This is a genomic window from Streptomyces sp. AM8-1-1 (genome assembly GCF_032229325.1).
GTDB lineage: Bacteria > Actinomycetota > Actinomycetes > Streptomycetales > Streptomycetaceae > Streptomyces > Streptomyces achmelvichensis.
Window position 1 is genome coordinate 8,251,535 of record NZ_CP135086.1, and the last position, 20,438, is coordinate 8,271,972.

At 67.2% G+C, this 20,438-nt stretch carries 12 protein-coding genes and 6 pseudogenes; 7 read left to right on the plus strand and 11 right to left on the minus strand.

From position 1 onward, the window contains the following. Window position 1: 1 nt before the first annotated feature. The 5 genes from RPQ07_RS36755 to RPQ07_RS36775 form a co-directional block, all read right to left on the minus strand. Window positions 2–1,036 carry an NAD-dependent epimerase/dehydratase family protein gene (locus RPQ07_RS36755; RefSeq protein WP_313948606.1) on the minus strand — a complete coding sequence of 345 codons (1,035 nt, stop codon included), beginning with the start codon at window positions 1,034–1,036 and terminating at the stop codon, window positions 2–4. Continuing rightward, the gene (locus RPQ07_RS36760) at window positions 1,033–3,000 is read right to left on the minus strand and encodes a fatty acid CoA ligase family protein (protein ID WP_313948607.1); all 1,968 of its coding nucleotides are present in this window, start codon (window positions 2,998–3,000) and stop codon (window positions 1,033–1,035) included. Before RPQ07_RS36760 ends, RPQ07_RS36755 begins: the two co-directional genes overlap by 4 nt. Next, the gene (locus tag RPQ07_RS36765; RefSeq protein ID WP_313948608.1) at window positions 2,997–3,944 is read right to left on the minus strand and encodes a 3-oxoacyl-[acyl-carrier-protein] synthase III C-terminal domain-containing protein; all 948 of its coding nucleotides are present in this window, start codon (window positions 3,942–3,944) and stop codon (window positions 2,997–2,999) included. The genes RPQ07_RS36760 and RPQ07_RS36765 overlap by 4 nt, the downstream gene beginning before the upstream one ends. A 1-nt stretch (window position 3,945) precedes the next feature. Next, window positions 3,946–4,875: a 3-oxoacyl-ACP synthase III family protein gene (locus tag RPQ07_RS36770; protein WP_313948609.1), complete on the minus strand. Its 930-nt coding sequence runs from the start codon at window positions 4,873–4,875 to the stop codon at window positions 3,946–3,948. A gap of 530 nt (window positions 4,876–5,405) precedes the next feature. Then, entirely contained in the window at window positions 5,406–5,711 is a 306-nt protein-coding gene (locus RPQ07_RS36775) for a hypothetical protein (RefSeq protein ID WP_313948610.1), read from the minus strand. A gap of 316 nt (window positions 5,712–6,027) precedes the next feature. On the opposite strand from RPQ07_RS36775, the pseudogene RPQ07_RS36780 reads away from it, so the two are divergent. Continuing rightward, window positions 6,028–6,141: pseudogene (locus tag RPQ07_RS36780) on the plus strand (IS5/IS1182 family transposase); the annotation flags it as partial. 70 nt (window positions 6,142–6,211) lie between these two features. Next, a pseudogene (locus tag RPQ07_RS36785) lies at window positions 6,212–7,408 on the plus strand (IS3 family transposase). Between the two features lie 29 nt (window positions 7,409–7,437). On the opposite strand, the pseudogene RPQ07_RS36790 reads toward RPQ07_RS36785, so the two are convergent. The 4 genes and pseudogenes from RPQ07_RS36790 to RPQ07_RS36805 all read right to left on the minus strand — a co-directional run. Next, window positions 7,438–7,953 (minus strand): annotated as a pseudogene (locus tag RPQ07_RS36790) (transposase family protein); the annotation flags it as partial. A 272-nt stretch (window positions 7,954–8,225) separates the two neighbouring features. Further along, window positions 8,226–9,434, minus strand: coding sequence for a nitrous oxide reductase family maturation protein NosD (locus tag RPQ07_RS36795; RefSeq protein WP_313948611.1), 1,209 nt, complete (start codon window positions 9,432–9,434; stop codon window positions 8,226–8,228). Between the two features lie 670 nt (window positions 9,435–10,104). Beyond that, window positions 10,105–10,582, minus strand: a pseudogene (locus RPQ07_RS36800) (transposase); the annotation flags it as partial. Window positions 10,583–10,709: 127 nt separating this feature from the next. Continuing rightward, window positions 10,710–10,862: pseudogene (locus tag RPQ07_RS36805) on the minus strand (IS5/IS1182 family transposase); the annotation flags it as partial. A 405-nt stretch (window positions 10,863–11,267) separates the two neighbouring features. Between RPQ07_RS36805 and RPQ07_RS36810 the strand changes: the two are divergent. After that, window positions 11,268–12,224, plus strand: coding sequence for an alpha/beta hydrolase fold domain-containing protein (locus RPQ07_RS36810; RefSeq protein ID WP_313948612.1), 957 nt, complete (start codon window positions 11,268–11,270; stop codon window positions 12,222–12,224). Between the two features lie 1,291 nt (window positions 12,225–13,515). After that, a pseudogene (locus RPQ07_RS36820) lies at window positions 13,516–14,525 on the plus strand (IS30 family transposase). A gap of 263 nt (window positions 14,526–14,788) precedes the next feature. On the opposite strand, the gene RPQ07_RS36825 reads toward RPQ07_RS36820, so the two are convergent. Then, window positions 14,789–15,451: a helix-turn-helix domain-containing protein gene (locus RPQ07_RS36825; protein WP_313948613.1), complete on the minus strand. Its 663-nt coding sequence runs from the start codon at window positions 15,449–15,451 to the stop codon at window positions 14,789–14,791. A 63-nt stretch (window positions 15,452–15,514) separates the two neighbouring features. Here RPQ07_RS36825 and RPQ07_RS36830 point away from each other — a divergent pair, with 63 nt between their 5' ends. The 3 genes from RPQ07_RS36830 (at window position 15,515) to RPQ07_RS36840 (ending at window position 20,206) form a co-directional block, all read left to right on the plus strand. Next, the gene (locus tag RPQ07_RS36830) at window positions 15,515–16,141 is read left to right on the plus strand and encodes a class I SAM-dependent methyltransferase (RefSeq protein ID WP_313948614.1); all 627 of its coding nucleotides are present in this window, start codon (window positions 15,515–15,517) and stop codon (window positions 16,139–16,141) included. A 792-nt stretch (window positions 16,142–16,933) separates the two neighbouring features. Beyond that, window positions 16,934–17,086 carry a hypothetical protein gene (locus tag RPQ07_RS36835; RefSeq protein ID WP_313948615.1) on the plus strand — a complete coding sequence of 51 codons (153 nt, stop codon included), beginning with the start codon at window positions 16,934–16,936 and terminating at the stop codon, window positions 17,084–17,086. Window positions 17,087–18,040: 954 nt separating this feature from the next. Beyond that, window positions 18,041–20,206, plus strand: coding sequence for an NACHT domain-containing protein (locus RPQ07_RS36840; RefSeq protein ID WP_313948616.1), 2,166 nt, complete (start codon window positions 18,041–18,043; stop codon window positions 20,204–20,206). A gap of 27 nt (window positions 20,207–20,233) precedes the next feature. Here RPQ07_RS36840 and RPQ07_RS36845 read toward each other — a convergent pair whose 3' ends face one another. Next, the gene (locus tag RPQ07_RS36845) at window positions 20,234–20,377 is read right to left on the minus strand and encodes a hypothetical protein (protein WP_313948617.1); all 144 of its coding nucleotides are present in this window, start codon (window positions 20,375–20,377) and stop codon (window positions 20,234–20,236) included. Window positions 20,378–20,438 lie beyond the last annotated feature (61 nt).

The window sequence follows — 20,438 nt, forward strand, 5'->3', positions numbered from 1 at the left end:
ACTAGTGCACCTTCCTGATGAACTCGTTGACGCCGCCGATGCTGTCGATCCAGGACTCCAGCTCGGCCATGCCGGTGTCGTGGTCCACCAGCGGCGGAGCGAGATCCTTGCGCGCCGCCGATGTGTCGTACGTCGCCGAACGGGTCAGCAGGGCCAGCGTGTAGCGGGAGAGCGGGGGCGAGGAGTTCCTGGCGAGCGGCGGCAGCTTCCAGACCATGTCCGCCGTGAAGGCGAGCGCACGCAGCACACCGTGGGAGACCTGCCTGGTCGGCGGTTTGCCGCCGAACCGCTCCGCGAGGAGGGCGAGCATGCTCCAGACCTCCACCGGCTCCTCGTCTGCGATGAAGTACGCCCGGCCGCCGACGCCGTCGGCGCGCGCCGCCCGCACACACGCGTCGGCGGCGTTGGTGCAGTAGCACAGCGAGGCGTACACGCGTCGGCCGCCGGAGAGATCGGGCAGGCTGCCCGCCATCATCTTCGCGATCAGCCGGGGCATGAAGCCGGAGTGGTCACGTGGTCCCCATACGGCCCGCGGGCGCAGGGCGACGGTGGTGAAGTCCGGCCGGTCCGCGTCGAGGACCAGACGCTCTGCGGCGGCCTTGGTCTGCGAGTAGAGATTGAGATGGCGGGCGGGGAAGGGTTCGCTCTCGTCGATGTCGATCCGGTCACCGCCGCGCACGCCCATCAGCGCGCTCGGGCTGCTGATGAACACGAAACGCCGTGCCCCCGCCGCCCGGGCCGCCGTCATCAGACGTTCGGTGCCCGCCACGTTCTCGTCGTGGAACTGCGCCCGGGTGCCCCGGTCGGTGACCCGGGCCGCGCTGTGGTGCACAGCGTCGACGCCGTCCGTCGCCCGGCGCACGGAGGCCGCGTCACGTAGGTCTCCGTAGGCGAACTCGACGCCGGGAACCGTGCGCAGGTAGGTCAGGTCGCTTTCCTCGCGTACCAGGACGCGCACGTCGTCGCCCGCGCGGACGCAGGCGTCGACGATGTGGCTGCCCAGGAACCCGGAAGCGCCCGTCACAAGTACCTTCACGCGGCAACATCCTTCGGTTCGCGGCTGCGTCGACGCCACCACGTCGCTCCGAACAGCATCGTGAATGCGGCGGTCGCCCAGGGCCGGCGCCCGGTGGCCAATTCGTACTCCGCGCGCAGCGCGGCCGGTATCTGCCCCGCGTGGACGACCACGCTGAGGAAGGCGTCGACCCACCACAGGGCGGTGAGCGCCCCATGGTCCCAGGGCAGCAGCGGCCAGACCGCTAGGTAGGCCCAACCCAGCAGCGGTACGGCGCGCAGTGCCCAATCGGCGGCGGTGGGCCGGCGGCTTCCGGTGAGCCGGTCCTCGGCCCAGCCGGCCAGCAGCTCGCGGCGGATCTTGGCGTTGTGGCGGATGTCGACGGGGAGCGCCGGGTGGGGCAGGAAGTCCTCGATCGTCTTGGTCACCGGGTTGCCGGCCCCCGCGGCGCGCAACTCGCTCTCGATGCGCGGCCACCGCGTGAGATCGGTGCCGGGTTCCAGCTCCACACACAGCACGGGCCGCTGCTCGCCGTGGGGCCCGAAGCCGACCAGGGCCGTGCGGTTCACCTGAGGGTGGCTGTTGAAGACGCCTTCGCAGCGCACCGTGTGCAGGTCGCCGTTCACCGTGCGGACGCGATGGCTCTTGCGTCCGCAGAACCAGATGCGTCCCCGGTCGTCGATCCATCCGACGTCACCGGTGCGGTGCCAACGGCGGTCGCCGTCCTGGATCTTGTGGTCCTCATCAGCCCGCGGGGATTGGAAGTAGCCCTGGCTGACCGCCTGGCCGCTGACCACGATCTCACCCAGTTCGCCCGGGGAGACCGGCAGTTCGGATGCCCAGCGGGCAACCGGGCCGTCGGTGATGCCGATGATGGCGACCGAGGTGCCGGGTGCGGGGCGGCCCACACAGACCCCCAGGCCGTCGGCCGGTCCGTCGGCCGGTCCGTCCATCGCTTCACGGCTCTCGACGAGCGCGATCGGCAGCGCCTCGGTCGAGCCGTAGGTGCTGAACACCCGTGCCTCGTCGGGCAGTACGGAACGCAGCGTGCTCATCAGCTGCGGGCTCACCGGCGCTCCGCCGGAGACAATCATCCGCAGGGACGGCACCTGGGCACCGGTCCGCGTCAGATGGGCCGACAGCGGGCCGAGCAGCGCGGGCGAGGCGAACATGGCGTTCACGCCGAAGCGCTGGATCGCATCGGTGAGCAGAGTCGGGTCCGCCGATCCCACGCGGCCCATGTTCATTTTCGGCACCACCACCGTGCGGCCCGCCGCCAGGTCGAACACGCCGATCAGAGGCAGGGTGACCAGGGTGCTCGTCATGTCGGCAGTGAAGTGACCCGCTTCGACGCCGCGCGCCATGCCCAGCAGCATGCCGACCGTGATCTCGACCGGCTTGGCCGGGCCGGTGCTGCCGGTGGTGTAGCCGATGAGCGCGAGATCGCCGGGCCCGGACGCGAGCGGGGGCAGAGCCGGCCCGCAGCCGCCGAGGGCGGTCAGCTCCGCGAGTCCGCCGCCCTTGCCAGCGCCCACCCTGATCACCGTCGTGACCCCGGCGAAGGCGCCCGGGCGCAGTCGCCGCAGGAGGTGTGCGGCCGGTACGCCGATGAAGGCCTGAACCCCCACGCGGCGGATGCAGTCGAGCATGCGGCCCAGACCCATACCGGGGTCGACCACCACGGGCACCGCGCCGATGTGCATCAGCGCGAAGACCAGGGTGAGCAGATCGGCCCCGGGAGTCACGAGCAGCGCGGTGCGGGTACCCCGCCCGATTCCCTGCCCCTGGAGTCCGGCGGCGCATGCGGCGACGTCGGAGGCGAACTCGGCGTAGCCCACCGCGGTGTAGCCGGGCCGGCCGGCGGTGTCACGGCTGCCGTCCGGATGAATCACGGCCGCCTTGTCGGGCGTACGGGCCCCGTGCCGGGTGAGCAGTTCGGCCAGGAACGCCTCCTGACGTGCCCCGCTCGCGATGCCGTGCCTCACAGCGCGGCTTCCCTGTTGCCGTCGCCGAGTCGGTACAGCGAGGCTGCCGAGCTGAGCCCCGCGCCGACGGCGAGGAAGAGGATCCGGTCGTGGCCCGCGAGCCTGCCGGCGTCCTGAGCCTGCCGGAAGCCGTAGGTGAGCGCCGAGGTGTGCGGGTCGCCCGTGAGACCTTCCACGGTAACGGCGGCATCGGACGCCAGGCCCAGGCGCTTGGCCAGCTGTGACGCGAACTCCGCCGAGGGCTGGGAGGTGATCAGCAGCGTGCGGTCGAGAGCCGTCTGTGAGCGGGCGGCGTCCGTGCCGTACTCGGCGGTCAGAGTGCCCTGTACCGAGTCGACGGCCAGATCGAGCATCCGCTCCAGTACGTCGCTGTCGCGGTCGACAGTGATGGTGTTCCGGCCCTCGGCCCCCGCCTCGCGCAGTGGCACGTACCCGTTGACACCGGGGCCGCCCGGCCGCGACCGGTGGTGCACTCGGCCGAAGCCGAGGGCGTCGTCGCTGCGTTCCAGCAGCAGGGCGGCGCCGGTGGCGGCGTACGGGAAAGCGGCGGTGCCCGCCCTGGCCGGGTCCATCGAGGGGTGCGTGTCGGCCGAGACCACCAGCACCCGGCGGGCGCTGCCGGCGGCCAGCAACGCGCCGCCGGCCTGCACGGCGTTGAGAACGCCGCAGGCGCCGTTCATCAGGTCGAAGGAGAAGGCTGCCCGCCGGTCGGTGTCGTGCAGGTAGTCCAGATTGATGCCGATGCGCTTCTGGATGAGCGCGGCGACGGACGGCTCGGAGATGTTGGAGTCGCGGTATACACCCACGTTGATCAGGACGTCGGCGTCCGCGGGTCCGAGCCCGGCCTGTTGGAGGCAGGCGCTGCCCGCCGAGGCCGCGTACGCGATGGAGCTGCCGGTGTCGTCGGCCGGGCAGAGCGCGGTTGAGGCGATGACGGTAGCCATGTCATACCTCCAGGGAGGAGACAGTCGCGGACAGGAAACCGGTCACCACACCCGAGGCCGCGGGCACCAGCAGGATCTTCGATCCCTTGGGTATGCGGCGCTCCGCGAGGGCCTGGTGCAGTACCAGGTAGTGGGAGGTGGTCGCGGTGTTGGAGAAGTTCTCGACGACCGACAGCGACTGCGGCATCGGCGCCTCGAAAATGCCCTCGCCCACCTTGTTCATGAAGTCGACGAACCGGCTGCCGACCTGGTGCTGGACTATGAAGTCGTAGCCCTCGTCGGCGAATTGACGACCGTCCTCGGCCAGCTTGTCCCGGTGGAAGGTCGGCCACAGCGAGAGGCGGTCCTCGGCGTGCATCATCTTGTTGTTCGTGTACATCGCCAGATCGCCGGTCTCGTCGCTGGGCATGCCGATGCACAGATGCGAGTACTCCGAGCAGGTCATCAGCTCGACGTCGTGAATGACGTCCGCGTCGTCGACGGAGCGGTCGACGATCACGGCCGCGGCCGAGTCACCGACGGACAGGGACGCGAACTGGGGGTCCCTGCTGTCCTCCATCTCCCGTGCGGCGGTGAAGGCGATCGGGGTGATGTGCTCCCCGCTGAGCACCAGACCGTTGCGCACCTCGCCCGACCTGATCATCCGGTCGAGCAGATAGACGCCTGTCATCATGCCCGCGCAGGCGTTGGAGACGTCGAAGTGAATGGCGCCGGCCGCACCGAGCTCCTGCGCGATGCGATGCGCGAACGACGGCTCGAAGTGATGGCGTCGGCCGTCCGTGGTGCGGCTGATGGAGCAGGAGATGACGACATCGATGTCGCCGGGAGCGTACTGCGAACGGTCCAGGCACTCGCGGGCCGCCGAGAGCGCCATCATGAGGCAGTCCTCGGGGACGTCGGCGGTGTCGTCCGCGACACGGCGCTCAGCCATTCCGGTAATCTTGAAGAGGTCGAATTCCGGTGCCTTCTCCATGCGGTTGAGGAGTTCCGGAGTACTCATGACCGCCGGAGGGAGATGCGCCCCGATGGACTCTAAGCGACTGCTGTACACAAACCTCTCCTGATGGTTACTCGTTCACACGGCGCTGCCGACACGGTGAGTGCTGAATGGACGTCAGACAGTTTCTGTCCACGTCGTGTTCTTTCCGGTGAAGGCCTCAATACGTTCTGGTTTCACCGCCGAGCCGGCTTGGTCCCGCTTCACGGAATCCCGGACATCGGGTGCGCGCTCCGACGACGTTAGCGCACGGCTCGGGGCGGTCTCACGCTGCGAGCCTGTGATGATCACCACTCGTGGTACGCCACGGGTTGCCGTGCGTGACGGCCGGATAATAGTCGCTGAGTATGACGGCGGCGTGTCCAAGGGATTGCGTCTGCTGTGGCGTACGTCGCGCGAGCGGAAATGGCCGAAGTGAGGCTCCCCGGGGGAAGTTGGCGTGAAACGGATTTCCCGGCTCCTGATTAGCGGCGCACCGGCCGGAACTGGCAGGCCCCGGCGGGTACGAGGAACCGCCGGGGCATGAAGGCGGAATGGGGTCCGGAGTTTGCGCGCTCCGAGATGACGGACATGCGTACCCGGCCGGCACATTTGCCTAAAAGCGCATCCTGAGCCTCGCTCCAGGACGCCCCCTGCAGCAGCAGGAAGCGGACAAGGCCCGGAAATTCATCATGGTGCAAGTACTCGGCCAGATCCCGCCCCTGCGGGACCTCATCCGCGTCAAGCGGTTCACTGACGCGCAGTTCAGCACTCTTTGCATCGTCCATCACGACTCACTCCAGCCCACAGCGCACGGAGCCTCGCCGCCATGCCGCCCGCGGACCGAGCCGAGACCCCGCAGACCGGCGATGCCCTGGGACGGCCATGCGGCCCACGCCCCGCCATGCCCGAGCTGCGCCACCTTGCCCATTCCGCCGCAGCGAAGACGAGCAGAAGCACCCCGGCAATCCAGCAAGACCCGTTCCACGTACCCCTCCTGGCGCTCAATCAGCGATGCCGCAGACGGGCGCCCTCTCTTACGAGTTGGTGCGTGATAGCGGGTGAGGTGTCGTGCCGGGGGGATGGCATGATCCCGCTGTGGCGATCATGGTTAATCGGACGGTGCTGACGCATCCACTGTTCACGGGGATCTCTCGGCATCATCTTGCCTGCCTGGTCGAAGAGTTGGCCGAGCCGTGGCAGGCAAGGGTCGAAGGTCGTGGGCCTTGACCCCTGATGTTGGACACACGAGACACTGGATCCTGAGGATCTGACAACGGACATCTCGTGCATGAAGAACTACCCGCCGGAGTTCAAGGCGGACGCGGTCGCGCTGTACGAGTCGCGGCCCGATGCGACGATCAGGTCGGTCGCCGCCGATCTGGGGATCAATCCGGAGACCCTGCGGAACTGGGTCCGGGCTGCCGGAGCAAGCCGTCCACGGGGGCGCCGGACGCAGGAACCGGCCCAGCCGCCGGCCCCGCTGGAGGCGGAGAACGCAGCCTTGCGGAGGAAGGTCCGCGAACTCGAGGAGGAACGCGAGATCCTGCGGAAGGCCGCCAAGTATTTCGCCGGGGAGACACGCTGGTGAACCGCTTCCAGTGCGTCGCCGACCATCAGCGCCGCTACGGCGTGAAGCGGCTCTGCAGCATTCTCGGCGTCAGCCGCTCGAGCTTCTACTACTGGCGCCGGACAGCCGCGGAACGGGCCGCCCGGCAGGCGGCCGACGCACAGCTTGCCGCCCGGATACGGGCGGTGCACCAGGAATCGGACGGCACCTACGGAGCCCCAAGAGTCACCGCCGAGCTCCGCGAGACGAACGGTGAGGCGGTCAACCACAAGCGGGTCGCCAGGATCATGCGGGCGTCCGGGATCGAAGGGGTCCGGTTGCGCCGCCGGCACCGCACCACGGTCCCCGATCCGGCTGCGGCCAAGGCTCCGGACCTGATCGGCCGCGACTTCACCGCGGGCGAGCCGAACACGAAGTACGTCGGCGACATCACCTACCTGCCTATCGGCGGCGGGAAGTTCTGCTACCTGGCGACTGTCATCGACCTCGCCTCTCGCCGTCTGGCCGGCTGGGCGATCGCCGGCCACATGCGCGCGGATCTCGTGACCGACGCCCTGGCCGCGGCGATCCGCACCCGCGGCAGCCTCGCCGGATCGATCATGCACACTGACCACGGAGCAGTACACGAGCAGGGCCTTCGCTGAAGCCTGCAGGTCAGCAGGGGTTCGCCGAAGCATGAGCGCAGTCGGATCCAGCGCGGACAACGCACTCGCCGAGTCCTTCAACGCGACCTTCAAACGCGAGACCCTGCAGGGACGAAAGAGCTGGCCCGGCGAGCGCGAGGCCCGGCTCGACGCCTTCAGATGGCCCCACCGCTACAACACCCGGCGCCGACACTCCCGCCTTGGACAACGATCACCGATCGCCTTCGAGAACGCCCTCCACCTCACACCAACTACGCTGGAACCAGCCGCATAACCCGTGTTCAGGATTCGGGGTCAAGGCCCGTCGGCGAGGATGGGGACGCCCTGGTGTTCGCAGATCCGGATGATGCGCTGGGTGCGGGCGGCGGTCAGGTCGTGGGTGCGGCCCGGCAGGGCGGGTGAGATCCACAGCACTTTCCCGGCGGGATCGGTGACGACCTGGATGTTGACGCCGTGGCGGCGGTGCTTGGCGGAGTAGTCGCTTCGGTTGTCGCCGACCCGGTCGCACTCGGCGAGGGTGCCGTCGAGGAGGACGAAGTCCGGTTCGTGGTCGCGCAGCGTCTTCAGCAGGGCGGGTGTGCGGTCGGCGAGCAGGCCGGTGACGGCGGTGACGTAGGCGTGGGCGGTGCCGACGGATGTGCCGAAGCCGGCCGCGATGCGGGCGAGGGTGTCGTGGCGGCGCAGGTACACGAGTGCGACGAGCGCACGCCGGTGCGGCGGGAGCTTTCGCCGCCGGTCACCCTCGCGGGTGACGATGAGCATCGTGACCCACTCGACCAGAGCGTGAGGCAGGTCGAGTGCGGCAGGATACGGAACCAACAGGGCTCCTGTGCTGCTGGGTTGAGACGTCGAACACCTCTCTCAACGGCACTGGAGCCCTGTCCGTTGCGTACACCCACCGCATGACCCCGGCGTCACTCGATTGGTGGCCACGTTGGTAAGGCTCCCTGAACTTTGACCGTTTGCCACTGAAGTTTGACGATCGGTAGTGGCTCGGCTCGGATCGTGGCCGGACAATCGACATGCTGCCCTGTGATCGCAGACTATCTACAGGGCCTCAGAGTCAGCCATCCCCAAAAGAGGGGGCGAGGCTAGAGGCAGATGCCGGGAGGGGCCGCGTTCGGCCCAATGTTGCCGGTCCAGGTGTTGGCAGTGCCATCGGTGCCGGTGCCGCTGGTGCTATCGCGGCAGTCGAGCATGCCGTTGCGTCGGGCGACGTTGGACTTGATGGTGTTGACCCCATTGCCGCCGGCATCGATTCGGATTCCGTCGCCCGCGTTGTCGTCGGCGATGTTTCCGGAGATGGCGGAGTTCGTGAGGGAGTTCGCTGCCACACTGATGCCGTGACCAACGGTGCCTGATTCAGAATATCTGATGATGTTGCTGGCGATGGTGACGTTGGTGCTGGGCGAAAGGCCGAAAGCGTTGGCCCGCACGCCTAGAAATCCCCTCTCAATGATGTTGGAGGTGATCTTCAAGTTCGTGTTGTTGTCGCCCAAGAAGATCCCGGGGGCGCCAAAGTTGTCCCGGATGATGTTACTCCTTACGCTGGAGTTGCTGGACTTGAAGATGAATACAAAGGCTCTGTCTTCCAAGGAGGTGTTGCTGTTCACTTTGACATTGTCGACTCCTCCGGGTGCCGGCGCGTCCAGAAGGACGCCGGAGTTTTCGTTACCAGAGAAGGTGTTTGTTTCGATGTCCGCATTCTTCAGGCCCGCGTCTGAGTAGATCCCGCTGCCACTTGCGGAACCTGGTTGATTATTCTGGCGGATGCAGTTCTGTTCGACCTCGGAAAGGCTTGTGCCGCTGGAGTGGAAATAGACTCCGATGACATTGTTCTGGATCATATTCTGCCGGACTTGGTGGCCTGAGTGCGCCGCACTCGTGACGATGCCATAGCTGGAGGTGTTGTTCTGAACGGTGAAGCGGGAGAATCTGATGCCGTTCTCCAACAAGCGGACACTGCCTGAACCGCCCGCCGACTGAATGATCGCCTGTCTGGACGGATCCGGAGCTCCGGCCAGGCGGCACGCTGTCCCTGTGGGGGCGGCGGCCGGTCCGATCAACTGCAAATTCGCCTTGTTCACGGTGACAACCTCGTTGTATGTTCCGGCACAGACCCTGATCACATCTCCTGGTGAGGCCGCAGTAATCGCTGCCTGGATCGTGGTGAAAGGTGCGCCCGGGCATTGCACCCCATTGTCATCCACAACGAGTACGGACTGGGCTGCCTGGCTGGGCACTGCTGAGAATGCCGTAGCCACTGCCACGCCCGCCATGACGAGGACTGTCTTCTTCATAGCCTTCTCCTTGGATTTCGGTGCAGCCCACAGTCAGGTCGTGCGGCAGCATGGTCGACTAGGTGGCACATGGCTGGCAGCGAAACTAATGGAATCACCTGGCATTGGCAGGACTCCATCAGCTATGCAAACCGAACGAAGAGCGGGTAGTTTCCGCTGATTGCGAACCTAGGCGTGTCACGTTAGGTGTGCAAGCGGTAGCACTCTGTATGTGCCGCTGGGCATGCGACGCCACTGACCTGCCGGGGAGGGCAAGCGCGTGCCTCAGCTCGGAAGGTTGTCGAACGGCGCCGTCCACTGCCGCAGAAGATCAGCCGGTTCCCCGCCCTGGCGGACCGAGGGCGGGCTCAGGATCGCCCGCCCGGGGGCGAACGGTCGCTACCGCTATTGGCAGTTCCGCTGTTCCCCCAGTCCGGGTCAGAACGTCGGCACCATCCACCCACATGGGTGTCACGTACGGCGCCCGGCGGCCGCGTCGATGCCGGGGCGGGCGTACCGCTCCGGGGAGCGGACGGAGGCGTGGCGGGAGCGGGCCAGCAGTATCCGGGTGGACGTACCGTCCTCGGCGTCGTGTGTGAGGGCACTGTGGCGGAGCCGGTGGAGCGTCCAGCCGTCCAGGCCATCGATGTCGTTGGGTGAGGCCAGCGGATTGGCCAGCAGCGTAGGTGACGTCGTAGCCGGCGTCCATCACGATGAGGATCTCCGGGTCGCCCTGCCGCCAGTGCCCGGCTTGCTTCAACCGCTCGATGACGTCGCACAGTTGGGTGGCGGTGACGAGCGTAACTGGTCCGTCTTGCGGTCGCCACGTCCATAGACTTGGCCGAACAGCCGGTCGTCGCTGGTCGGGGCATCGGGGCATCGGGGCGGAGCCAGTTGCTCACGTCCACGGCCAGCACGATGCGCCCATCACCGGCTTTTGGCAGCGGCAGGCCGGCCAGCGTGCGGCGCAACCGCGTCGGTTCCAGTCAGCCGCGGTCCAAAGCCGCGTACAGCGCGCCGTGCCCGCGCCGGTGCTCGACCGCCAGCGACATCTCGATCAGGGTCTTCACCGGCCCGTCCGCGGACAACACCGCGTCCGTGAGTTCGAAGAGCGCGTCCTGGCGGGCGTAGAGGCATTCATAGAACTCAACCCGAAAGCGGGACAACACGCCTAACGCCTCGCCTGCGGGAAATCGACAGACAGCCTCATACGCAGCGGCCGTTCTCTTGTACTTCGTGACTCAACATCTCGAAGGGTGGAGAACGGCCGTCTCCGCTGTCCCGGGAAGAACCGCAGAAGTGCTGGAAGCAGATGGCGATGCCTTCGGCGCGGGCGGCCGTGGTGTCGTGCATCTGTCCGGGGCACAGGGCATCGGTCCACAACGTGCGGCGTTGCCCGTCGGCGACGACGGTGGCCTTCATCGTTGTTCTCATCTTCATGCCGGAGACACCGAATGGAATGACGGCATGCGAGATACGCTCGGTCCTGCCACCGCACTCCGATATGCGGCAGGTCCCGACCACCGTCCCCGCGCGACGCGGCGCCTGCACGATCGCCTCGGCTTTGGTTCTGCGGCATGGCCTCGTGCAAGATGCCCTCCAGGACCACCGCGACGCCGGCCTCGATTCTCTGAAGCACCGGATGTCCTCGCGGCCGATCCGACGCCGGTCGTGGGCGGAGTTGCCGTGCTTCCCCGCCCACAGCGCGCAGCCCGTCTCGCAGCACCCCCGTCCATCGCCAGTGATCTGGGAATACCGGCAGGACTTACGGAGTCTCCGAATGCCGTATCTTTCTTCGGCTGGGAAAATTGCCTCTGAGCGAGTGTGAGACTCCAGCGCGAAGGAGGCCGCAAGATGGGAAAGCATGTTCTTGAGCCGGAGGCGCAGGAACTCGCAGATGCGACTGCGAACCCGCCCTTCTTGTACGAACTCGGCCCAGAGGGTGCCCGCAAGGTGCTTGACGACATTCAGGCTGTCCCGGTCGACAAGGTTGAGGTGGGTGAAGACAAGTGGATCACAGTGCCGGCCGAGGTGGGCGACGTCCGGGTCCGCCTGATCAAGCCGCTGGGTGCTGACAGCCCTCTGCCGGTGATTCTCTACATTCATGGGGGTGGATGGATCCTGGGCAACTCTGGTACGCACGACAGGCTCATTCGTGAGCTGTGTGACGGTACGAATGCCGCGCTGGTTTTCGTCGAGTACGATCGCTCGCCGGAGGCCCCCTATCCGGTGGCGATCGAGCAGGCGTATGCGACCGCACAGTGGGTCACCAAGCACGGGGCCAGCGAAGGGCTCGATGCGAGCCGCATGGCGGTCGCCGGTGACTCGGTCGGAGGGAACATGACGGCTGCCGTCGCGATCATGGCCAAGCAGCGGGGCGACGTCAGCTTTGTGCATCAGTCGATGTATTACCCGGTAACGGATGCCGGGCAGAACACGGATAGTTACCGGGAGTTCGCCAAAGGCCCCTTCCTTACGGCGAAGGCCATGGAGTGGTTCTGGGACGCTTACATCCCTGACAACGGCGAGCAACGCAACGAGATCACGGCGTCGCCGCTGCGCGCCGCGCTGGACGACCTTGCCGGACTCCCGCCAGCGCTCGTGATCGTCGACGAGAATGATGTGCTGCGTGACGAAGGCGAGGCCTATGCCCGCAAGTTGACCCAAGCCGGCGTTCGCACGACCAGCGTCCGCTACAACGGCATCATCCATGACTTCATGATGCTCAATCCCGTACGCCCGACCAATGCCACCACTGCCGCCGTGGAGCAGGCCATTCGCACCCTCCGCAAGGCGCTCAAGACCGATTGACCACGCCAGCCCACGGGCCGCCTCGCTGTGACCCTGGAAACGGGCGTTGAGTAGAGGGGCGACGGTGACCTGAGCGCCGGGCGCTGGATCATGCGCACCCCTTCGAGGTCCTGATAGAAGCCGCTGATGGTGTGGCTGTCGGCTTGGATACTCGTTGGTCCGTTTTCGTGGGGAAGGAGGCGAACCTTGTGTACAGGTCTCAGGCAAGCCCGTCCGACGAAGATTGGCCAGCGCTACGGACGCTGGTGAAGCGTGGTGTGCCGATACGGACTACCCCGGACGAGCATATGGACAGGGTATGCCGCGGCCGACTTATCCGGCTACGGCGGCGGCGCGCTGCGGTTCGGCCCTCGGCATGGCTGAGATAGCTGGGACGACGGGATCGCTCCGGCCCGGCCCACCGCCCGCCAATAGCCCTCACCTGCTCCGAGGCGCGCCCCCTGCGCTGCGCCTGGGGCCCATGTGCAGGGCCCCGAGGAGTGGCGGGGGTCCCGCTCCTCCCCGTGCCGAGATCCCGGGCTTCTCCACGGCGCTTCCCTCGGGTTTGTCAAAGGATTGCCACGTCCTGAACGGGACGTGACAACCGTTCAGGACGTGGCCCAGCCACTCCAGCACGGGAGCCTGTGGAGTGAGCGCAGAATCCAGTGTGGGGTCGGCTGGCGGTTCTGTTGGCAATTTCACAACGCGTGTCGCGCGCTCGGCACAAGCGGACGTTCGAGTACTGCGCAACGCAAAAGCTTTGAGTGTCTGCGCCAGGGACAGCTCGGGCGCGCGCAGTCCCATCAGGAGTCGGTCGAGTGCCCGCTCAGCGACGTCGGGTCCTCGCCCCGTGTACCCCTGCGGCTACGGGAGGGCCGGGACGCCGTGCGGGCCGGGTTGGGGGAGTTGGAGCGTTTCGGCTATCTGCGTCGTGAGCGGGCAGCCCTGTCCATGGGGCTCTGCGATCCTTCGAGATCGGCAGCCGCATCGACACGGAAGGCCGACATGCCGTAAGGCCCAGGCCTGAGGCATGGCCTCTATCCCAGGCCTGTGGGTCATCTATGCAGATTCAGGCACCGCTCGCCATCTGTGGTGTCGGCGACGGCTGAAAGGTGGACCAGCAGCGACGCTTGGGTTCTAACGCTTGTCGCAACATTCCTTGATCATTGTGGGGTGTTGATGTCGAGGCGGGGACGCAAGCGCAGGCTGGAGCTCGAGGGCCGAGTACTGGCGCCTTCTAGCGGCCGGAGTGGGCAGTGTCGAGGCGTGTAGGCGCCTTGGGATCGGACGCAAGACGGGCTACCGGTGGCGGGTGGAGAATGGTGGCCTGCAGCCGGACTATCTCCCGGAAGCCTCACGTTCGGGCCGGTACTTGTCGCTGTTGGAGCGCCGGAGGATCGCCTCGTTGCGTGGCCGCGGCCTGGCGATCAGGGAGATAGCCGGCCTGCTTGGACGGGCACCGTCGACGGTCAGCCGGGAGTTGCGGCGCAACAGCCGTCCGCGCGACTACGGCAGATACGACGCCGACCTGGCCCACCACCGCGGCCGCGAACGAGCCGGACGTCCCAGACGCTCCAAGCTGTCCACTGATCCCGAGCTCAAAGCAGAGGTCCAGGACAAGCTCAATCTGGAGTGGAGCCCGGAGCAGATCGCCGCCCATCTCAGAGCACGCTGGCCCGACCGTCCCGAGCGGCATCTTTGTCACGAGACCTTCTGCCGAGCCCTCTACCAAGGTGCCAAAGGCGGCTTGAGTAGGATCCTGACCAGGAGACTTCGCACCGGCCGGCCACTGAGAAGGCAGCGCCGCCGCTCCGACCAGCGCATGCCGAGGTTCGTTGCGCCTGCTGTCCTCATCGACCGCCGGCCACCGGTCGTCGAGCTTCGCGAGCGTCTCGGCGACTGGGAGGGCGACCTCGTCGTCGGCGCCCGCAGCCAGTCCGCCGTCGCCACGCTCGTCGACCGACGCAACACCCGCTGTTTCCACCTGGTCCCGCTGCCCGACGGGCACTCGGGCCAGTTGCGCGACGTCCTCATTGCCACCCTCCGCACGCTGCCCGAGGCTCCGAGATGGCCCGCCATCACGAACTCGCGCCCTACTTCACTGACGGGATCCTCTTCGCACGCACCGCCGGCCCCTGGGAGCGAGGGACGAATGAGAACACGAACGGCTTGATCCGGCAGTGCCTGCCCAAGCGCACAAATCTGTCCCTGCACACCACGGACGAGCTCCGCGCCATCGAGCGCTGGCTCAACAACCGACCCCGCAAAACCCTTAGTTGGCAGACCCCCGCTCAGGCATTCGCTGCGGCTCTGGCACTCTGAGCCTGCAACGTTGCGACGATCGTGCGAATCCGCCCATCGCCCGGCTCTCGCCGCTGAAGCACCGCAACCTCGTCGTCTTGGGCCGTTACAGCTTCACCGCCTCCGCTCCGGGCGGCGGGGCCTTGCGGCCGCTGCGCGACCCGGACGCTGCCGGGCTTGACGATGATCACGACGGTGCAGCGGAGTGTGCGTCCCGGTCAGCTTCCGCAGCCGTAGCAGTTCGCGGACTCTGTTTCGGTGGCTGTCGCCGAAGGGGCGGTGGCCTAGTCGTGGTCTGTGCAGAGGTGGGTAGTCAGGGCCGCGCAGGCCCACTCCTCCCAGGCGTCGGGGGACCAGCCCCGGTCGCGGACGAAGATCAGGTACAGCTCTGGACTGAGCAGCCCGTACAGGAGGTCGGCGGCGCGGTCGGTATCGATGTCGGGGCGGGCGTCGGGCTTGGAGGTCAGTGCCTTTGCTGCGGTGTGCTGGACGGTATAGCGCGGTTCGGGGCCGTCGGGCCATTGCGCGGCGATCTCCGGGTCCGTGGCCGCGGCAGCCGCGATCAGGGGAATGATCGGGGCGACACGGCCGAGGATGTCGCGTACGCCCCGTACGTGGGCGCGCAGTTGCCCGGCCGCGGTGGGCTCGGCGCATGCGGCGCGGAACCAGTCGCGGTCCATCGTGGCGACCGGTTCGGCGTCGCCCGCGATGGACGTGTCGACGACGTCCTTGAACAGCGCGCGCTTGTTGCGGAACACGAAGTACACGGTCTGCACGGCCACGCCCGCGCGATCCGCAACCTCTTGAAGGCTTGTCGCGCCGTACCCCTGTGCGACGAACAGGTCCCGCGCTGCCGCGACGATGTTTTCGCGGGTGCGCCGTGAGCGCTCGGCCCGCTTGTCGGGGCGCTTGGCGTTCTGTCCGTCGGATCCCTTGACCGCATCCATATCGAGAGTCTATCTCTAGAGTCAGGCACTAGAGTTGAACTCTAGATTCTTGGAGGGGTAGCGATGAGTAGGACTCGGACGGCTGAGGAGCTCGACCAAGAGGCGGCTGTGCGCCGTGAGCTGGAGGACTTCTACCGGGACGGCAAGCCGCCGTGGGACAGCGGCATCACGCCGCCCGAGCTCGTGGCCCTGGTAGAGGGGCCCGGTGCGCTGATGCCGGGCCAGGTCCTCGAACTCGGCTGCGGCACCGGAACCAACGCGGTGTATCTGGCCCGGCACGGCTGGCGGGTGGCGGCCGTTGACCTGGTCGACCGGGCGGTCCGGCAGGCGAGGGAGAAGGCCGCCGCTGCCGGAGCGGACGTCACGGTGCTGTGTGGGGACGCCACCCGACTCGACGAGGTGGGCGTGCCGGGCCCGTACGACCTGTTCTTCGACTTGAGCTGCTACTGCGGGATTCCACCGCACCGCCGCGACGCCTACGCCGCCGGCCTCACGAAGCGTGCCGCCCCCGGCGCACGACTGCTGATGTTCGGCTACGGGCCCGAAGCGTTCGACGACCCGATCTCCGGCGTCACTGCCGACGAACTCAGCGCCAGATTCTCCGGGTGGCAGCTGACCGACGTAACGCCCGGCACGAACCCGGTCCCGACGTTCTGGTTCACGCTGCACCGCGACACCGCCACGGCATGAGCTCAGTCCCCGGGCATCGCCGGGCCATCGCGCGCGGTCGTTCTCACAAATGAACGTCTGTGAGAGAGCTGCGAGAGCCCTCGGGGTGATCACGTCTGGTCAGTCTCCGATAGCAGATGAGGGTGGCCGCGATGCTGGCGAAAGTGAGGAAGTGCTCAGCCTTGCGTTCGTAGCGGCGGTGCAGACGGCGGCAGCACTCCGTCTTCGGCAAGACGACGTACGCCCTGCACCGTCCCGTGACGGCGGCGCAGGGCGTACTTCCGGCGCTAGGCAGCGTGATTCCCAGCGCGGTCGGTGAAGCCGGAGCGGCGTACCCGGGTAGGTGGGCCGCTTCGGCGTGGTCTCTAACGGGGGCTTCTTCCTGCGCGTTACGCGCCGGGCGGGTGGATGCGACGAGGGAGCCATGTGCAGCCACTGTTCACCCGGCCGTGCCTCCGCGAAAGGAGAGGTGTTGATCGCTAGCGTGCGGTGTGCACATCGGCATCTGCTTTCGCCTGCGCGTGCCGAGCGGCCCCGGCCTCTCTCCCTGGGCCGGGGCCGGGGTCGTTGCCGTTGCATACCTCCGGCGCCTTCTGGCATGGCGAGGCCCGGCACGTTGTCCGACATCGCCGCGTGGGGCTGGACGTTCACCACCCTGTACGACGCCGGTGGTGAGGAGAGCGCGGGGGGTGCGGGTCAGCGGTTTCGTGGACCGCGAGGGTTCCGTCCAACCGCCCGCCTGGCGTCTGCTGGTTGCATGGCGAAGGCCGCCGGGCACCCGGTATCCCCGTGGATACCCGACGGCATGGGCATGTGGCCGACGCCCCGTTCAGCGAGGCCTCGAAGACCATCATGGCCGAGTTCTCCACGGCACAGCGCACCATCCAGGACCGGGTCGTCGACATCGCCCAAGCAGAACCCGTCGCCGATACCGCCCAGTGGGGTGGCGAGGAGATCGACGGCTGAGACGACAACTTCTCGCAGCGCTACCTGTTCGCCTTCCGAGACGCTGCCGTCAGAGCCCGCAGGGCTCTCTCATCCGGTCGGGGGCTTCGCCGTTTTCATCCCGCAGCCGCCCGAGGCTGCGGGATGATGGCCTCATCATCACGCAGCGTCCTGGGGGGATCATGGGCAGACTCGGCGCTGTTGCCGCTACCGTCACGTTCCTGCTTGCCCTCGCCGCATGCTCTAGCGATGAGGAGGGCGATGACAGCAGGAGTGCCGCCGAGTCCACGTCTGCCGCCGCGAAGACGGCTCCCGCCCCGAAGCCGGTCGCGGTGCTGCAGATCGGCACGGCTCACGAGTGGGCGGGCGCGGACAATAATGGCCCGTACAGGGGCACCAGCACTGTCCTCGGCTATGCGCAGCCCGTTACCGGCATCGACTTCCCCACGGACAGCCTCGGTGTCCCGAATCCCGAGTGGTCTGCACTCGACCTCAAGATCTGCGTCACGGAAGGCGGACCGATCCGCGTCTCACAGGACCCGTGGGTCCTCGAAATGCCGGGTGACAGTCGGGGGCAGTCACAGTTTCCTGGAGGCACGGGATGGCCGAGGCCCGAGTTCCCCCGACACGAGTCTGAGAGCCGGCAACTGCCTGCGCGGCAAGATGCCATGGGCCGTTGAGAAGGGGCTTCGGCCGACCCGCATCATCCACTACTCGCCCAGCAGCACGGGCGACCCTGTCGAGTGGATCGTGCCGAAGTGACCGTCACGCTTGGCGGGTGGTGGTTGGTGTACGGGGTGTCGGTGGACCTGGTGTGATGCTGGTTGGTTGCGGGACGTGCGTCGTCGTTGAGGGTCCCTCTGGCCTCGGGGCCCCTTGGGGGTGGGTTATGGCCAAACGGCCCCTTGGCCTGCGGGAGTTAGGCCATGATTTCCTGTTATGGGACATGGGGGGCGTGGCCGGGAGACGGGGCATGTGGCCAGGGTCTATCTGCTGTTGGCGGTGATCGGGCTGATCGCAGCGCTCGTTCTGGCTCGGCGCTTTGATCTCGGAGTGGCCCAAACCGCTGCGGCTGTGCTTCCCACCCTGGCGCCGGGTTACCTTGCCTGGGCAGCGTTCCATGCCGATCGCGCCGAAGCCGCACCTTTGGAGATGGACAAGGTCCTGGAGCAGTTGGTGGTGGCGGTCAGGACGCAGTGGGACAACGAAGCGGACGTGCGCCGGGTCAACGACCCCTACCCGCTGCCCGTGGCTTGGCGGGCGACCGGCAACGATCTCGCCGAGGACTGGCCGCTGCTGTGCCGCCAGGCCCGGGCCTTGCCCGGCGGGCCTCGGGGCGACTCTGCCCTGTGGCCTACAGACGCCGCCGGGCTGGCAGGTCAGGATGCGGAGATCGGACGGGTGTTCTCTGACAAGGTACCCACACAGCGCCTGGTCATCTTGGGCGAACCCGGCGCCGGCAAAAGCGTGCTGCTGATTCGGCTGCTGCAGGACCTCATCGCACGCCGCAGCAAGGGCGACCCACTGCCTGTACTGTTTTCCCTGGCATCCTGGGACGCTCGTCAGCCAGTGAAAACATGGATGGCTGACCAACTACGCCGCGCCCACCCCGGCCTGGTCTCCACAGCACCGCCTCTGGTCGCCCGCACGGACGCCGCTGACGCCGAGTCCAGTGATCTGGCCCTGTGCCTGCTCAACGCGGGTAGCATCCTGCCCCTGTTCGACGGCTTCGACGAACTGCCGCCATCTCAGCATTCCCACGCACTCGACATGCTCAACCGCGCGTTGCCCGCCCGGCAGCCACTGGTCCTGACCAGCCGGACCGACTGCTATCGCACGGCCCTGACCCGGCCGGGCACCACCGTTCGCCTCAACGGTGCCGCTGCAATCGAACTGCTCCCCCTCACGGCCCAGGTTGCCGAGGACTACCTGCGCCGCGACGCCGGCGGCCAGCACACTCGTGCAGCGGACCGGTGGAACAACGTGATCACCCAATTGGGGACCTCCAGCCCTGTGGGGCAAGCGCTCGCCACCCCGCTGGGCCTGTTTCTGTGCCGCACCATCTACAACCCCCGCTTCGAGACACCCACCGCATCCCTATCGGCACCGCATCCGGATGAACTGTGCGACACGGTCGCCTACCCCGACCACGACGCCGTCAACACCCATCTCTGCCAGGCGTTCATCCCCGCCGCCTACACCCCCCGCCAGCCCCACCCACCCCGCTGGACAGCCGAACAGGCGCATCACGCCTTCGTATTCCTCGCAGAGTTTCAGGAACACCAACGCGCAGGCAGCCCTGACCTGGCGTGGTGGGAACTCCACCACGCCCTCCCCTCCATCATTCGTGCAACGTTTTTTGGATCAACGGTTGGGATCGTGGCCGGGGTCGTGGCCGGGACAGGCATGGGGATCACGGTTGGGGGCGAGATCGGGGGAAGGTTCGCGGCTGGGATCATGTTCGCAATCACGTTCGGTCTTCCAGCGGGGCTGGCGGCTGCGGTGACGACCAGACGTGGCGCCCTCACGCCGAGTACTCGATTGCGCTGGTCATCAAGAGCGTTCGGCCGTCACCTGCTGCTCGGGCTGGGCGTGGGGCTCGGGGTGGCCCTCGTGGTCGGGCTGGGGGTAGCTCAGGCGGTCGCACCCGTGGTGGGGGGCGCGGTTGGGTTCACAATCGTGTTGGCTTTCATGCTCGCCATGGGGCTCCGGGGCGGCCTCACGGCGGAGACACCCGACCTGACCACTGTCGTGGGACCGAACATGCTCATTACGCAAGACCGCCGGTCCTTCTTCGTCCTCGCCCTCGCGTTCGGTCTGGCACCCGGACTTGTGTTCGGGGTCATGTTCGGGATGGGACTCGAACCCATGTCCGGTCTTGGTGTCGGGCTTGCTGTCGGGCTCGGGGTTGCTGTGACACTGGGGCGGCTTCAGGCGGTTTGGGCTGATTACACGATTGTCCGGCTCTGTCTCGGCATGCGTCGCGAACTGCCGATAGACCTGATGCCCTTCCTCAAAGATGCGCACGAACGGCGCGGCGTGCTGCGGCAGGTGGGAGCGGTCTACCAGTTCCGGCACATCGACCTGCAACGCCACCTCGCACCCAACAACCGCACTGCGGGCACCGGATCGCTCACGTGACCATGACGACGCCGCCTCGGTGGGGGATTAGCGCCAGTGCGCCTGCTTGTAGTCCAGGTCCTCGGCCTCGGCCGCGTCCGGGTGGCCGACCAGAGCGGCGACATCGGCCTGTGTGATGGCATCCAGCGTGCCGCCGAGCAGCTCCTCCAGACGGCGTGAGCGGAAGGTCATGCCTCAGGACGGTAGTGGCCCGCGACGTGGCGTGGATACGGTTCGGCCCGATCCAAGCGGG

Coding starts and splice junctions, on each gene's coding strand:
- RPQ07_RS36810 (WP_313948612.1), top strand. CDS start 11,268: ATGGGAAAGCATGTTCTTGAGCCGGAGGCGCAGGAACTCGCAGATGCG.
- RPQ07_RS36830 (WP_313948614.1), top strand. CDS start 15,515: ATGAGTAGGACTCGGACGGCTGAGGAGCTCGACCAAGAGGCGGCTGTG.
- RPQ07_RS36825 (WP_313948613.1), bottom strand. CDS start 15,451: ATGGATGCGGTCAAGGGATCCGACGGACAGAACGCCAAGCGCCCCGAC.
- RPQ07_RS36770 (WP_313948609.1), bottom strand. CDS start 4,875: ATGGCTGAGCGCCGTGTCGCGGACGACACCGCCGACGTCCCCGAGGAC.
- RPQ07_RS36795 (WP_313948611.1), bottom strand. CDS start 9,434: ATGAAGAAGACAGTCCTCGTCATGGCGGGCGTGGCAGTGGCTACGGCA.
- RPQ07_RS36765 (WP_313948608.1), bottom strand. CDS start 3,944: ATGGCTACCGTCATCGCCTCAACCGCGCTCTGCCCGGCCGACGACACC.
- RPQ07_RS36845 (WP_313948617.1), bottom strand. CDS start 20,377: ATGACCTTCCGCTCACGCCGTCTGGAGGAGCTGCTCGGCGGCACGCTG.